Genomic DNA, 15163 nt, shown 5'->3' with positions numbered 1-15163 from the left:
TTACGAATACAACCACACCCGCATTAATGATAAAAGCTGTTCGGTTTGAATCGGTTTTTTCACATAATCGGAAGCGCCTGCCTCAATACACTTGGAACGATCATCTTTCATCGCCTTGGCTGTCAGCGCAATAATAGGCAACTTCTCGAATTGTGGCATTAGCCGGATACGCCGCATTGCTTCATATCCATCCATTTCCGGCATCATCATATCCATCAGCACCAGATCAAAATCAGGTGTCTGTTCCAGCAGTTCCAGTGCTTCTCTTCCATTTTCCGCAAAGGTAACCTCCATACGATAGCTTTCCAGCACACTGGACAGAGCAAATACATTGCGAATATCATCGTCTACCAGCAATATTTTTTTACCTTCAAACAGCTCTTCCTTGTTGTATAGCTTCTGCAAAATTTTGCGTTTGTCCTCAGGAAGATTCGCCTCTACACGATGCAAGAACAACGTTGTTTCGTCCAAAAGCCGTTCCGGCGATTTAACATCCTTAATAATAATAGACTCTGCATACTTGCGAAGTTGCGTTTCTTCTTTGCTATCCAGATCTTTGCCTGTATAAATAATGATCGGCAGATCAGCTAGCTGCTCGTTCTCTCGAATACGATCCAGCAGTTCAAAACCAGTCATGTCGCTCAGCATCAGATCCAGTACCATGCAGTCATACCGCTGGGTAGCCAGCTCATTCAGTGCTTCCTGACCTGTCGATACCGCCGTAATGGCAACATCATCATGATCGATCAGCTCAATAATGGATTTACGCTGATTATCATCATCTTCAACCACAAGGAGACGTTTGACCATTTGGTCTGTATACGATTTGATATGTGAAAATGCCTTATCCAGACTTTCCTTCGAAGAAGGCTTTTTGAGATAGGCAATCGCGCCCATCATCAAGCCTTGCTTTACATCATCTATGACCGAAATAACATGCACTGGAATATGACGTGTCGATGAATTTCCTTTTAGCTCGCCCAAAATCGACCAGCCATCCATCACAGGTAATTGAATATCTAATATAATAGCGTCCGGCAAATAAGACTGAGCCATATTGAGCCCATCGTCTCCTTGGAGAGCGATCAGCGCCTTAAAGCCCCGACTACGGGCCATATCGTACAAAATATTAGCAAAATTAATATCATCCTCAATAATCAGCAGCACTTTATCCTGTGAGGTAATCTCGTTTCGGTCGTCCCCCGGATGTATAATGTCCTCCGCTTTGTTTTTCGAAAGCATCTGATATAATGGCAACCGTTTAGCAGGCATAATCATGGGAAGATCCGTTTCTGCCGATGCTGCGACATTCTCAAAATCCGAATTCACATTTGCACCGTTAAATTCCTCTATTGAATGAGAACCCATATCCTCCGCCGTAGGCGTTTGTTCCGGCAAATACAATGTGAAGCAACTGCCCTGCCCCTGCTCGGATTCCACCGTAATAACGCCGCCCAACAATCTGGAAAGCTCGCGGCTGATCGACAGGCCTAGTCCTGTCCCCCCGTATTTCCGGCTGGTTGTACCGTCTACCTGCTGGAAGGCTTCGAAGATCAGATCCGTTTTATCAGAAGCAATCCCAATGCCCGTATCGCGCACAGATAGAGCCAAATAGGATCTCCGTGGATTTAGCAGACTAGGAAGTTGCTCTCCGTTTGCCCGAGATACACTGAAACGAATAGATCCTTCCGTGGTGAACTTGAACGCATTGGACAGCAAATTACGTAAAATTTGTTTGAGACGATAACCGTCACTGATAATGGCATCTGGCAAGTTCTCTTCGATTTCGGTATGCAGTTGAAGCTCACGTTTGGCTGCGACCGGAGCAAAATTCTGCTCCACAAACAGTTCCAGTTCCTTCAAGTGGACCGCTTCATGGTTAATATCCATTTTTCCAGCATCCACTTTGGATAAATCCAGAATTTCATCAATCATTTTCAACAAATCCGCACCTGACATATAAATGGTTTGTGCATATTCCACCTGCTTTGGCTTGAGATTGCCTTCCTTGTTCTCAGACAAGAGCTGAGAAAGAATAAGCAAGCTATTTAGCGGAGTGCGCAACTCATGAGACATATTGGCCAAAAACTCGGATTTGTATTTGCTTGTGATTCCTAGCTGCATGGCCTGTTGTTCCAACTGAGCTCGTGCATGTTCAATCTCGTCGTTCTTTTCTTCCACTTCTCGTACCTGTTCTTCTAGCGCTCTGGTTTTGGCAATCAGTTCAGTATTAAAATGCTCCAATTCTTCCTGTTGACGCTGTAACAATTCCTCTGAACGCTTGAGCTCCTCTGTTTGCTCCTCCAAATTTTCGTTGGAGCGCTTGAGTTCCTCTTGCTGAGTTTGCAGCTCCTCGGACTGGCATTGCAATTCCTCAGTAAGGGCCTGGGATTCGCGCAGCAATTGCTCTACACGCATCCGTCCCTTGATATTGTTCAGAATGATCCCCATACTCTCTACTAATTGAGCAAACAGCTTCGTTTCCAGATCACTGAAGCGATCCAGTGACGCTATTTCTACAGCACCGATGCACTCATCCTCGAACAAAATAGGGAAAATCATAATTCCCACTGGCTTACTTTCTCCTAAGGCAGAGCCTATGGACAAATATCCGTCAGGAGCCTCTGTAATCAAGATCGGCTTACGATCCAGAACACATTGTCCGAGCAACCCTTCGCCTACCTGGATAACGTCTCTAATCGAATTTTCGCCAGTCACCTTTGCATAGGAGCCGTATAACTTAAATTGGTTGTCTTCTACATCTTTTCCTTGCAAATAGATGGCCCCATAACTGCCTCCCAAGATGGGCGTAAACTCACTAATGAACATCTGAGCAACCTGCTCCAGTGAATTTACGCCACGGAACAGCTCAGTCACCCGAGCAGTATTGGCATTAAGCCAAGTTTGGTCCTTCTGCGTTTGAAGGACGGAATGCTCGAATTTCCGCTTTTCTTCCAAATCCCCGGCCATTTGTTGAAATACACGAGCAACCTCACCGATTTCATCTTTGGAGGCAACACTCATTCGACTGATGGCCCTGTACTTTCCCTTGCCAAAACCATTAATCATGAGATTCACGACATTTAGACCTTTGGCAATGCTTGGGAGCACCCACAAAATAACCAGTAAGCCCATGATCAGGCCGGCGGCCATCAGAATTGTGGTAATCTGCACAGATTCTTCATACGCCAAATTGGCTTGCTTCATGTCGCTATCAATTTCCCGATCCTGAAAAACGGCAAGGGCATTAATACTATCCATCGCCTCCTCTTGGGCAGGCAAACCCGTGCTATTGCGGAAAGCGTTAGCCTCATCAATACGATCTTGCCCCAACAAAGAAACCAGTCTTTGTTCGTAACTTAAAAATTCATTCCACGCGACGGATACCCGATCAACCTGCTGTTGCTCTTCACTGGTGCCGGAATTCGTTTGCAGACTAGCCAGCACTTTCGTTCCAGTAGCGGAAATATCGTCCAGCTCGCGTTTGGCCTCACTAACGGAGGAACCTGGATTCAAGATCAGATTGGCCATCACTTTGGCCATATCGTTCACCTGCCCGCGAATAGCTGTTGTTTTCCGGACCTTCATATATCGATCCTGATAAACCTGATTCAGCTGCTCATTCAGGCTCCCCATCCGGTCATAGCTGATTAGCGTCAGCACAAGGAGGATCGCCATAAGCGATCCAAAGCCAATCAGCAGTTTATTTCTGATTTTCATGCAAGCTCTCTCCCTCTTTCAACGAAATCCAGATCAGGCATTTATCATCATCACGATCCTGTGGTGCCTCATTACGAAAAAAAGCATCCAGCATCGCTTCTTCATTCCATTCCTCATATTTACGCAGACACTCAGTCAGATACTCCAACTGCTCCTCATATTCACCTTCCACCGCTTCCAGCAAGCCATCCGTATACAAAGCGATATGTCCAGTTCCTTCATAATGAATCGTATGCATTTCTGCATCAATCTTATCAAACAAACCAACCGGGCTACATGCACGGTCAAATTTGGTAATGCTGCCATCCTGGTTGAACAACAAACCGGGAGGATGTCCCGCATTTACATAGTCAATTCGCCGTGAACGGGTGTCAATCACCATATAAATCGCCGTAAAATAATACTGTACCAGCTGCTTGCCCAGATCCAGTTGATTAAAACGACGATTCAGCTCTTGTATGACCTTCTCAGGCTCCACATATGTGGTCACCGTGTCCTTAAGTACAGACGCAATGAACATGCAGAACAGCGAAGAAGAAATGCCATGCCCCATCATATCAAGCAAAATGATGGCATATCGCCCCTCCCCTAACGGATACCATGAATATAAATCCCCTGCCAGTTCAAAGGAAGGCTGATAGAGCGCATTCACTTGCAACACCGGGTCCTGAATGGCAGGACTAAGCACCGCCTGCTGCACCATCGCAGCCAGCTTCAGCTCATCCTGAATTCGCTGATCCCGATCCTTATGCCAGTCCTTCTCCTGTTTGAGACGCAAGGCAGACCGGATTCGTGCCATTAGCTCTACCTTGTTGATCGGCTTCGTGACATAATCGACGGCTCCCACATCCAGAGCTTCGGCTAATTTTTTGGAGTCGCCTACCGCCGTTACCATAATAATCGGGATATCTTTTAAATGCTCATATTCCTGCACAATACTGCAAGCTTCAATGCCGTCCATTTCAGGCATCATCATATCCAGCAGCACCAGATCAATATCTGATGGACGAGGTCGAAGACTAATGGTACGGTCGCCGATTCCCAGATGCTCCAACATTTCTGCGGCCGAGCTAGCAGAGATCACATCCCGATAATTTTCTTTTTTCAGTATTTCACGAATAATAATGACATTCGTCGGGTTATCGTCAACAATTAGAATTCTCATTGGCCTCTCCTTATCTGTAACTCATGTATTATACTATACCTGCTTAAACGGCAACACCCTTGTTGATTAGAAGTAGTGTTTCCGTAAGAAGGCATTCCAAAAACATAGATAAGGAATGAGGCTGGAACCCCATTCCTTATCTATGTTTTTGGAGGACCCGCGAAACACTTGTGCTGCGGTCAACATCCTCTTTTTCGAATCTAATGCCACTCTGCTTTTATGGTGAACAGCAATATCACACTTTTTTAGCAATGACCAGTACTTTACCCTGATCCAGTTCTTTTTCATAAAAGTCAGCTTCCGTATCTGTAAATCCCAAGGAAGTAATTTTAGCGCGAAGCTCATCGCCGCGGGAACGGAACAAGTTGGCTAATGAATCGAAAACGCCCTCTTCCTTAATCCCGATTTCCTTGGCATCCACCGTATCGGCAATACGATCTGTCCGATCCTGATCATGAGCGAGCACGAACACATCCTCATAACGATAGCCTGTGTTACGCAACTCATTTACTGCTTCAACGGCTTGTACACCGTTATCTACCACTTTGGCATAAGATTTATGATTGGTCTGATTCATGTTTCTCACGCTCCTTTAAGGATTGACTTCTCTGACTATTACACTTCACATATTCATTTGAAACTTCCATGTTATGTCACGCCTCAAAAAAATCGATTACCATTCCGTTTCATCAAAAAACTCAACATACTTAGGTTTATCAGACGTCTCATCCATAAACACTTTGATGGCACGTTGTCCGCGTACATAGACCTCTCCGTCTTCCGCCGTGAACTGAGAGCCACCCAGCGCCTGATCCAGCGTTTTCCGTTGCAGCGGCAACCACTCATCATTTACCTTGATTCGACCGGCAGCAGGATCTACATGCACATAAGAAACGACGTCCTCACGCATACCTACCACAACATCGGGATATTGGTATTCTGTAGAAAGCAGCAACTTATCCTTTTTGACTCGCTGTGGCTTGCCCAGCTTTTTCAATACATCGGCACGTGTATCATCCAAAGATATGCCATTTAAGGTATGAAAATCTGCTGGTACAGCATGTGGAGCGGGTATCGTCTGCACAGTCCTAACCACATGCCCCGCTGTTTGCGGGGAAACGGTTTGCTGAACCGTATCCTGTCCGGAAAAGGGAGTGAGCAAACCAGCAGCTAGTAATAACGTCTTCATCATAAATCTCACCCTTTCAATGAATTTCCTGTAGTTTACGGTTCAGCCACTATGCTACTGACGCATTTTCTGCCACACCCCAGCAGCGATGTCTACATAACCCAACCAGTTTTTACCCGGCTTGGCCGCAGGCTCCTCATAGGTCGCATTGTAGCTCTGAACCGTCCGCTCCGTTGCGGTCAAAGGTCTATTCGGTGTCGTTGCCTTGATCGCGTGATCCGTTCTGGAAGTATTACTCGCAGCGCTATGCGATTTCTGAAACCGTGTCATTAACGCTGTTGAAGCCTGCTTGGCAGCCAGCGTCACTTCGCTTAGTACCTCTCCCAAGTTTCTAACCGATTCCATCACTGGCTCCACTTGCTTCAATTTATGATCAACGTCTGCGGTGATGTCATTCGCATGTCGAACCGTTTGTTTTACTTCATAACTCAGTTCATCTATCGTTTTTTGTACATCCTGCAAGGTTTGAGTCACCTTATCCAGAGAGCCTTGTGCTGCTTTTAACGTTTTGATGAGGAAAATAACGAGAACTGCAAATGCGATAGCAATAATAAAAATGCTGACCTGTGTTAACATAGCGTAACCTCTCTTTCGTCTTTCACGATGATGTTTATGATTACTGCATAGTTACCCTTTAGATTCAGACCCGAAACAACGTCCAGGCTGGCTTCTTCTCCGCTCTAAACGTTATGATTCACGGACTCTTGCACCGTTTAAAACACCATATAACGATGGCACAGCCACGAATAATCTATAGAAGTCACTGTCATCTGCAACCATGCTCTATCGGAGCGTGAGTATGCCACATTATATACAATTAAAGGAGGATACAGAACATGCTAAAATGGTCCGCTTTATTCTTAATTTTTGCTGTGATCGCCGGGATCTTAGGTTTTTTTGGTATCGTCGTGTCCATAGCTGCTACAATCGCTAAAATATTATTTGTGATATTTCTGGTGTTGTTCGTCATTTCACTCTTTACCGGAAGAAAACGGGTTTCATAGTTATCGGATGCTAGCTGCACAAAAGCAATATTCTAAATGTTTATAAAAAAAGGATGTTCCCACCCTGGTTAACAGGGCTGTGGAACATCCTTTTTTGATGCAGCTTTTTAACAGTTAGCCGCGCTTTATTGAATCACGCTGCCCCCAAACAGGAAACGATCCTGCCAAGGCTTGCTGAAATCCGTAACTTTTACACCGCCACCCGCTACAGAAAACGTATGGAGAAGCTTGTTGTCTCCCAAATATACAGCTACGTGTGTAATCGTTTGGGAGGAATTATCCAAGGACGTGTACGCCCCGGACGATGCATTATAATTTGTAAAGAAGAGCAAATCGCCACGCTTCAGCGTAGTTATGTCCGTATTCGGCTGACTGTTTTGCTTGATCCACTCACCCTGTGAACGAGAATCTGCCGGAAGCTGGATTCCTACAGCCTGACGGAAAATTTGACGGGTAAATGCCGAGCAATCAAAAGTAGCCGTACTATTACGATCCGAACCATATTCATATGGAGTTCCGAGATAAGTCATCCCCGTGTTAATAACCTGCTCTATTGCAGCCGCTGCATCACCGGAAAACATGTTCATAGTTGACGCAGGAGATGCTGTCGCAGGTATTGCGGTAGTATCAGGAGTGGTTGTCACCGGAGCAGACACAGGCTGCTGCACAACAACACCCTCACCAATACGAATATACTGTGGAGACGAGCTGACGTAGCCCACCGTACCATCAGCATTGGTAACCTTGAACCAATAAGCATTACTTGGATCGGTAATCGTAACGACATCCCCTGCATTCAAATAGCCCAAAACCTCGGAAGAAGTGGATGCCTCCGCCCGCAAACGAACGGACGTTTGAATCGTGGCTTTCGTTTGACCGGCAGAACTATTCACTGAGGCCACTGCCTCTTTAGCTGAAACATTTTTAACTGACGCTGTGGCTTCCGATTTACGGCTGGTAGACGGGGTGACAGCAGCAGCGACGCTGGTAGCGCCAATTTTTATGTACTTGTCGGAGCTGCTAGTGTATCCGGTTACTCCATCAGAAGTCTTGATCTTATACCAATAGCTGTTTGTTTTCTCCAATACCGTTACGGCCTCTCCCTGCTTCATAAAGCTGACTACATCCCCTGTAGTCGAAGGACCGGATCTAAGCTTTACAGCCGCCTGAATAACCGCCTTCTGTCCTGTGGATGCTGTTGATGCCGCTGCGTCAACCTGACCCGGCGCCACATGAATTGCTGCCAACAGCGCGGCTGACGTCATGAGCATTCCCATCACGCGTCTTCTCAATGTTGCACCTCCTGGCTGTTTTTACGAATTTGAAGAGCATATCCAATTCCGACGAATATAGCCGGACATGCCTTCATTATAGTAAAAGCAGCAGGAAGAGAGATATAATCCAAACGTCACAAAAGGAAGCGTATACGCCTTTTAGATATAGGTCTAAAGTCACTTTTAATACTAACTATTTAATAATTAATCTATAATTTGGGTTCTACATGGACATGGACATGCATCGTATTATGAACCTCTTGTAGGCGTTCCTCAATCCGGTCGCTGATCCGATGCCCTTCAATCAAGCTGAGTTGCGGATTCACCTCAATGACCACATCCACCAGCGCATGATTGCCGTGTACACGTGCCTTAACGTCCCGAATCCCCTCTACTCCAGGTATACAGGCAATCGTACTCCGTAAGTCAGACAGTTCTTGCTCATCAAATCCATCGGTCAAACTGTGTGTGGAATCCTTAAAAATATCCCACGCTGTTTTACAAATGATGAATCCTACCGCGATCGCAGCTACAGTATCCAACCAGGGTAGCCCGAACTGTGCACCGACGATGCCAACTGCTGCCCCAACACTGACAAGTGCATCCGATAAATTATCCTTGGCCGCTGCCAGCAAAGCCTTATTGTTAATTTGCCGTGCCAGTCTGTTATTGTAAAGGTACACTCCCAGCATAATTACTGCACAAACCACAGCTACACCCGCGGAGGTAATATCCGGTATTTGCTTTCCGCCCTTGAAAATACTCCCGATCCCATCAATAAGCACTTGCAAACCGACGACGGCCATAATAAAGGACGCCAGCAGCGCCGCGATCGTTTCTGCCCGAAAATGTCCATAGGCATGGTCAGAGTCCGGTGGCTTTTGGGAAATTCTCAGTCCAACCAGTACAGCAACCGACACTACAATATCGGTGACATTATTGAAGCCATCTGCCCGCAATGCGCTAGAAGCAAATATATACCCGCTAATCAGCTTAAAGGCGGACAACAAGAGATAAGCAACAATGCTTACCCACGCCCCACGCTCACCTTTTCGGATTTCATCATAGACATTTACCACAACGTAGGACACTCCTTCAAATATATAGTTCCCAGCAGAACAATCTCACCAGGCCCAAAAATAAAAATAGCAGCATCGCTGCCTTGAACCCTCAACATTAACTTTTCAAACAAAGCAGCGTAGCTACCCTGAAAATAACAATTTGCCTTTGGGTAACTGTTATTTTCAGGATAGCAGACGAACTTTGTGTGGGTCTAGAGAAACAGTCTTTCCGCTCTGCATCGCTGTAGGAACAACGAAAAAGTATTGCCAGGCCCCATTCCTGTAGGTTACACAAAACATTTTTTCCTTCATACAAAAAACAGACGTTTTCTCTTCCACCCCACCCCAGATGTGTGTTATCATTGTTGCCCTTGTCCCTTCTTTTAAAAACGTATAAAATGAGGACACAGCCGCGTTTTTCTTCAATCCAGCATGATTGACATGAATCTGGCGGCAACAGGAGGAATTTATTCATGAGCGATGCCAATGAACCACGTAAAGTTAATCTCGCAGATGCCATTCGGGAAAAGCTGGCACAAAAAAAACAGCAGTCCGGCGCTTCACAGCAGGGCGGCTTTCAAGGCGGTTCCACCAAAACACTGAAAAGCCAAAATACGAAGAAGCCGAACAACCAACGCCGTCGTACAGGCGGATCATAAGCCACCTCATAACCTTTATAGGGTACCAAAGGTCTGGCGAGGTCTGTCTTACCTCACTGCCAGAACCAAGTAAGCTATGGGCATGGCACAAAAACGAAAAAGAGGAGTCTCCCCGCCATCTAAATGGCCTAAGGAGCTCCTCTTTCGTTTATCTAGTGGTTGAAGTTAGCCGGTTTGGATTTTAGCCGATTTCTACCGGATACATACGTTCACGCAATTTTGTGATTTCTTCATTTTCCAAGTATTCATCATAACTCATCGTACGATCGATTACGCCGTTTGGTGTAATTTCCACGATGCGGTTTGCGATCGTTTGAATAAACTGGTGGTCATGCGATGTGAACAATATAGTACCGTCAAAATCAATCAGACCATTGTTCAGCGCTGTGATGGACTCCAGATCCAAGTGGTTGGTCGGTTCCTCCAGCAACAGCACATTGGCACCGTTCAGCATCATTTTCGCCAGCATACAGCGAACCTTTTCGCCCCCGGACAGCACACTTGCTTTCTTAAGCGCTTCTTCACCAGAGAAAAGCATACGTCCCAAGAAGCCGCGCAGGAACGTTTCGTCCTGATCCTTGGAATATTGACGGAGCCATTCCACAAGATTCATGTCCACACCTTCAAAATAGGTGGAATTATCTTTAGGGAAATAAGCTTGACTAGTTGTAATCCCCCAAGAAAATTCTCCGCTGTCTGCTTCAATCTCGTTCATCAACACTTGGAAGAGCGTCGATTTAGGCAAACCGTTCGGCCCAACAAACGCGATTTTATCGCCTTTGTTCACAACCAGACTGAACTCATTCAGCACTTGCTCGCCTTCAACGGTTTTACTGAGGCGGTCTACTGTCAAGAGTTGTTTGCCTGCTTCGCGTTCAGGCTTGAAGTTCAGGAAAGGATATTTACGGTTCGATGGACGGATGTCGTCCAGCGTAATTTTATCCAGTTGTTTTTTACGTGAAGTAGCTTGTTTGGACTTGGAAGCATTCGCGGAAAAGCGCTGAATAAAGGCTTGCAGTTCCTTGATCTTCTCTTCCTTTTTCTTGTTGGCATCACGAGTCAAGGCAAGCGCAAGCTGGCTGGACTCATACCAGAAGTCGTAGTTGCCGACATACATCTGGATTTTGCCAAAATCGATATCCGCAATATGCGTACATACCTTGTTCAGGAAGTGACGATCATGGGATACGACGATGACGGTGCCTTCATAGTCCATCAAGAAATTTTCCAGCCATTGAATGGATTCGAGATCCAAATGGTTGGTAGGCTCATCAAGCAGCAAATTGTTCGGACGGCCAAACAACGCTTGAGCCAGGAGAACACGTACCTTGTCATTACCACTCAGCTCAGACATGTTCTTGTCATGCAGGTCGCGGGGAATACCAAGACCGATCAGCAAGGAAGCAGCATCCGGCTCAGCATCCCAACCGTTCAGCTCCGCAAATTCGCCTTCCAGTTCACCGGCACGCAGGCCGTCTGCTTCAGTAAATTCTGTTTTGGCATACAGCGCATCTTTTTCCTTCATGATTTCATACAGACGCGTATGACCCATAATAACGGTTTCCAGAACCGGGAATTCATCGTATTCATAATGGTTCTGCTTGAGCACTGCCATCCGTTCGCCCGGTGTCATGTGAACCTCGCCTGAATTGGCCTCGATTTCACCGGAAAGAATTTTCAAAAAGGTGGATTTGCCCGCGCCATTCGCCCCAATCAGGCCGTAGCAGTTCCCAGGAGTAAATTTGATATTTACGTCTTCAAAAAGTGGGCGTTTCCCATAACGAAGCGTTACGCCGCTTGTACTGATCATATAAGCATACCATCCTTATCATTAGTAAAGTGCTAAACACAAAATTACCGACGGCAATAGTATAACACACAAAAGATCGGATTCGAACCGTAGTATAAGCATAACCGTCCCTGAATCTCATCCAATATCTTATAAATAAAATAAAAAATGCTTCTGTCTCCACGGTTGTCACCTGACAAAACACATGGACCAGAACCATTTTCATGTTTTAAATTCGTTGAAATTCCGTGAGGACAAACGCGTTATTCAGTCGCAGCATTGATGTTCCGTATGCTTGTAAATGTCAGGAAGCCCCGACTCCTATCGGAATGAGATACATGCCGGCTTCATCATCCTGTTTGATTACGACCTCCACATCATAAACCGCCTGGATCAGTTCAGATGTAACGACCTCTGTAGGTGGGCCGTTCGCTATAATACGCCCTTCCTTCATGGCAATCATTACATCGCTATACCGAATAGCCTGATTGATATCATGCAGCACCATCACGATTGTCAGTCCATGTTCTTGGTTTAACTGCCGAATGAGCTCTAAAATTTCAAGCTGGTAGTACATATCCAAATAGGTGGTCGGCTCATCCAAAAATAAAATTGGCGTCCGCTGTGCCAAGGCCATTGCAATCCATACACGCTGCCGTTCTCCTCCTGAGAGCTGATCCAACGTGCGAGTTCTACGTTCGTTCAGGTTAGTACAGGCTATCGCCCACTCGATCGCCTCCTCATCCTCATCACGTTTCGCTGTGAACATGTTCTTGTGCGGCAACCTGCCGAAGCTGACGAGCTTTTCTACAGTCAGGTCGGAAGGTGCCTCATTCTGCTGATGAACTACCGCCAATTGACGGGCCAGCTCCTTGGGCTTGTAGCGGGCTATCTCCTTGCCGTCCAGAACCACCTGACCCAAGCGGGGAGCAGCATTGTTGGACATCACGCTGAGCAGCGTCGATTTGCCGCATCCGTTGGGACCAATTATGGTCGTAATCCGTCCCGACTCAATAACAGCATTAATAGCATGTAGACGATCTGTTTTCCGATCATACGAGAAGGTTATATCCTTAATGTCCATAGGTGCGATCCGCCTTTCTGATCAGGAATATCAGGAACGGTCCGCCAATGACGGCCATAATAATAGAAGCCGGGATTTCATTGGGAGCAAGCACCGTCCGCCCCAGTGTATCCGCGAGCAGCAGCAGCAAACCGCCGCATAAGGCGGAAAATGGAATCAACCACTTATGATCCGAGCCAACTAGGTAGCGGGCACAATGCGGAACGAGCAGGCCGATAAAGGCAATCACTCCTGCGATGGCTGTAGCGGTTGCTGCAAGCAGCACTGCAATCACAGAAATCAAAAGTCGTGCGCGCGTTACATTGAATCCCAGGTTTTTAGCCGTTTTATCTTGAAGGGACAAGAAATTGCACCAAGAGAACACAAGCATGGCCAAAATTAGTCCAATCCCGCCATAGGTCACAATAACCTCGACATCTACCCATTTTTTCATAGACAAGGTTGAAGTGGTAACCTGGTTAATGCTGGTGACCGCATAACTGCCTCGATAATTAAACGACTGACCTAAACCAGAAAAAATGGCATTCACAGCCACCCCAATCAGAATGAGCCGAATCGGATGCAAGCCAGATTTCCATGAAAATCCATAAACCATTAAACAAGCTATCGCACCGCCAATAAATGAAAAGAACGGCATCCAGAAATAAAGCATTGGAAAGACCGTCACCGCAATCAGCGAGATCAATGCCGCTCCCGAAGAAATGCCGATAACTCCGGCATCTGCCAGTGGGTTTTTCATAACAGCTTGCAGCAAGACACCCGCCACTGCAAGTGCTGCACCTGCCATCACGGCTACGATAATTCTCGGTAGTCTCAGGTCCTTGACCACATTCACCTGATCGTCAGTACCTGTCCACAATCCGGACACCAACTGACTCAAATCCACCTTGAGACTGCCTGTCATCGCCGAATACAGCATGACGCCGACGAGCAAGACAATTACAACAATAAGGCTCCAACCTTTTTTGGACATGTCATCAGCTTCCTTTAATTCGAAGGATACAGCATTTTCATCAGCTCATCCAGCGCTGAGCTTGCCGCTAAATTCCCTGTTGTGCCAAACAACGGTTCAGGCAGATCATAGACATGCCCATTTTTCACAGCGTTAAAATGCTTCCAGATATCGTTAGTTTTGAACTCTTCATCGAACATTTTCACTACTTCATCAGGCATCCCGTGTGCAGCGCGCAAAATGATATCGGGGTTGGATTGCTGCAAGGCTTCGGTATTGTGGGCAATGAACTCCACTTTCTCGCCCTGAACCACATTGGTTCCGCCTGCAATTTTAACCAGATCCCCAATATAGGAATGCTCTGTAGCCACCAGATAGCTTCCCGGTACTCCCAGCAAAATCAATACTTTAGGGGATTTCTTCCCTTTGATCTTTTGTTGAATTTCGGCTACTTTGGCATCCAAAGCTCCATTAATCTCTTTGGCCTTATCGGCTTTGCCAAACGTGTCTCCCAGCTTTTGAATTTCTTTTTGCATATTCGCGAGACTTTCAAAATTCAAAAATTCGGCATTGATTTTTAAATCTTTAAATTTAGGCTCCAGATCATATTTCAATGTCGTCACTGACAGTACGTCCGTCGGCTTCAGAGACATCACTTTTTCCATATCAGGACTCATCGGATTACCCACATCAGGCACATCCTTGTAACGATCAGGCAGTACTTTCGTGCTTGTCGGCTTGCCTGCCAAATCCAGGCCCAGCGCATCCGTGATTTCCGCAATGGCTACCGTAGTCGCCACAATACGAGGAGCTTGAGCTTTACCGTCAGACGACTTTCCGGTTGCATTAGATGTTGCCGCTGATTTCGAACCATCGCTCTGGTTCTGTCCAGCCTGTGCGCCTCCCGAACATCCGGCCAGCAACAAGATCACGATGCCGATTAACATATACAAACAAAACGATCTTCCTTGAGCCCATGCTATATATCGTTTCATGAAAATCCAGTCACCTCAATTCAAAATATAGAACAACATTAGGAACCCCAACTTTTCGGGTATCAGGATTTTGCAAATTCGATCCCAGTCGCTCCAAAGTGCAATATATAGACGAACTAGACCATTTCGATCTACATATTGTTCATTAGAAGTCGCTTATTGGATTTTTGCAAATTACTCGGGTATGTAAATGCTGACAAGTCTTGACGCCGGGGCACCAAGACTTGCTCACATACAAACTTTGCTGTTATTCGGGCTTCATGGATGTCAC

At 46.2% G+C, this 15163-nt stretch carries 13 protein-coding genes; 2 read left to right on the top strand and 11 right to left on the bottom strand.

From position 1 onward, the window contains the following. From AC5ELV_RS20360 to AC5ELV_RS20340, 5 genes are all read right to left on the bottom strand, one after another. On the bottom strand, window positions 1-3720 hold the full coding sequence (locus AC5ELV_RS20360) for a response regulator (protein ID WP_493431618.1): 3720 nt from the start codon (window positions 3718-3720) through the stop codon (window positions 1-3). After that, window positions 3704-4885 (bottom strand): PP2C family protein-serine/threonine phosphatase, encoded by a 1182-nt coding sequence (locus tag AC5ELV_RS20355; RefSeq protein WP_493431617.1) that lies wholly within the window; start codon window positions 4883-4885, stop codon window positions 3704-3706. Before AC5ELV_RS20355 ends, AC5ELV_RS20360 begins: the two co-directional genes overlap by 17 nt. 235 nt (window positions 4886-5120) lie before the next feature. Beyond that, entirely contained in the window at window positions 5121-5462 is a 342-nt protein-coding gene (locus tag AC5ELV_RS20350; RefSeq protein ID WP_348620592.1) for a YflT domain-containing protein, read from the bottom strand. Between the two features lie 96 nt (window positions 5463-5558). After that, window positions 5559-6077 carry a hypothetical protein gene (locus AC5ELV_RS20345; protein WP_493431616.1) on the bottom strand — a complete coding sequence of 173 codons (519 nt, stop codon included), beginning with the start codon at window positions 6075-6077 and terminating at the stop codon, window positions 5559-5561. 51 nt (window positions 6078-6128) lie between these two features. Next, a complete protein-coding gene (locus AC5ELV_RS20340) occupies window positions 6129-6650 on the bottom strand; it encodes a DUF948 domain-containing protein (RefSeq protein WP_069290384.1) in 522 nt (173 codons plus the stop codon). Window positions 6651-6910: 260 nt separating this feature from the next. Here AC5ELV_RS20340 and AC5ELV_RS20335 point away from each other — a divergent pair, with 260 nt between their 5' ends. Next, window positions 6911-7078 (top strand): DUF1328 domain-containing protein, encoded by a 168-nt coding sequence (locus AC5ELV_RS20335; RefSeq protein ID WP_028541846.1) that lies wholly within the window; start codon window positions 6911-6913, stop codon window positions 7076-7078. A 125-nt stretch (window positions 7079-7203) separates the two neighbouring features. Here AC5ELV_RS20335 and AC5ELV_RS20330 read toward each other — a convergent pair whose 3' ends face one another. Continuing rightward, window positions 7204-8370, bottom strand: coding sequence for a C40 family peptidase (locus AC5ELV_RS20330; RefSeq protein WP_493431615.1), 1167 nt, complete (start codon window positions 8368-8370; stop codon window positions 7204-7206). A gap of 191 nt (window positions 8371-8561) precedes the next feature. Beyond that, window positions 8562-9431, bottom strand: coding sequence for a cation diffusion facilitator family transporter (locus tag AC5ELV_RS20325; RefSeq protein ID WP_493431614.1), 870 nt, complete (start codon window positions 9429-9431; stop codon window positions 8562-8564). A gap of 455 nt (window positions 9432-9886) precedes the next feature. On the opposite strand from AC5ELV_RS20325, the gene AC5ELV_RS20320 reads away from it, so the two are divergent. Beyond that, complete coding sequence (locus AC5ELV_RS20320) at window positions 9887-10072, top strand: hypothetical protein (protein WP_029517162.1); 186 nt, start codon at window positions 9887-9889, stop codon at window positions 10070-10072. A gap of 181 nt (window positions 10073-10253) precedes the next feature. Here the strand turns inward: AC5ELV_RS20320 and AC5ELV_RS20315 are convergent, their stop codons facing one another. The 4 genes from AC5ELV_RS20315 to isdE all read right to left on the bottom strand — a co-directional run bounded on the left by AC5ELV_RS20315 (window position 10254) and on the right by isdE (window position 14892). Next, window positions 10254-11882: an ABC-F family ATP-binding cassette domain-containing protein gene (locus AC5ELV_RS20315; protein WP_328800846.1), complete on the bottom strand. Its 1629-nt coding sequence runs from the start codon at window positions 11880-11882 to the stop codon at window positions 10254-10256. Between the two features lie 283 nt (window positions 11883-12165). Beyond that, entirely contained in the window at window positions 12166-12945 is a 780-nt protein-coding gene (locus AC5ELV_RS20310; RefSeq protein ID WP_493431613.1) for an ABC transporter ATP-binding protein, read from the bottom strand. Beyond that, a complete protein-coding gene (locus AC5ELV_RS20305; RefSeq protein ID WP_493431612.1) occupies window positions 12935-13918 on the bottom strand; it encodes a FecCD family ABC transporter permease in 984 nt (327 codons plus the stop codon). Before AC5ELV_RS20305 ends, AC5ELV_RS20310 begins: the two co-directional genes overlap by 11 nt. A 14-nt stretch (window positions 13919-13932) precedes the next feature. Beyond that, a complete protein-coding gene (gene isdE, locus AC5ELV_RS20300; RefSeq protein WP_493431611.1) occupies window positions 13933-14892 on the bottom strand; it encodes a heme ABC transporter substrate-binding protein IsdE in 960 nt (319 codons plus the stop codon). Between the last annotated feature and the right edge of the window lie 271 nt (window positions 14893-15163).

The organism is Paenibacillus sp. NMA1017, assembly GCF_058895805.1.
Note: the sequence above shows the minus strand (reverse complement) of the source record. Positions and strands in the feature narration are given on the sequence as shown.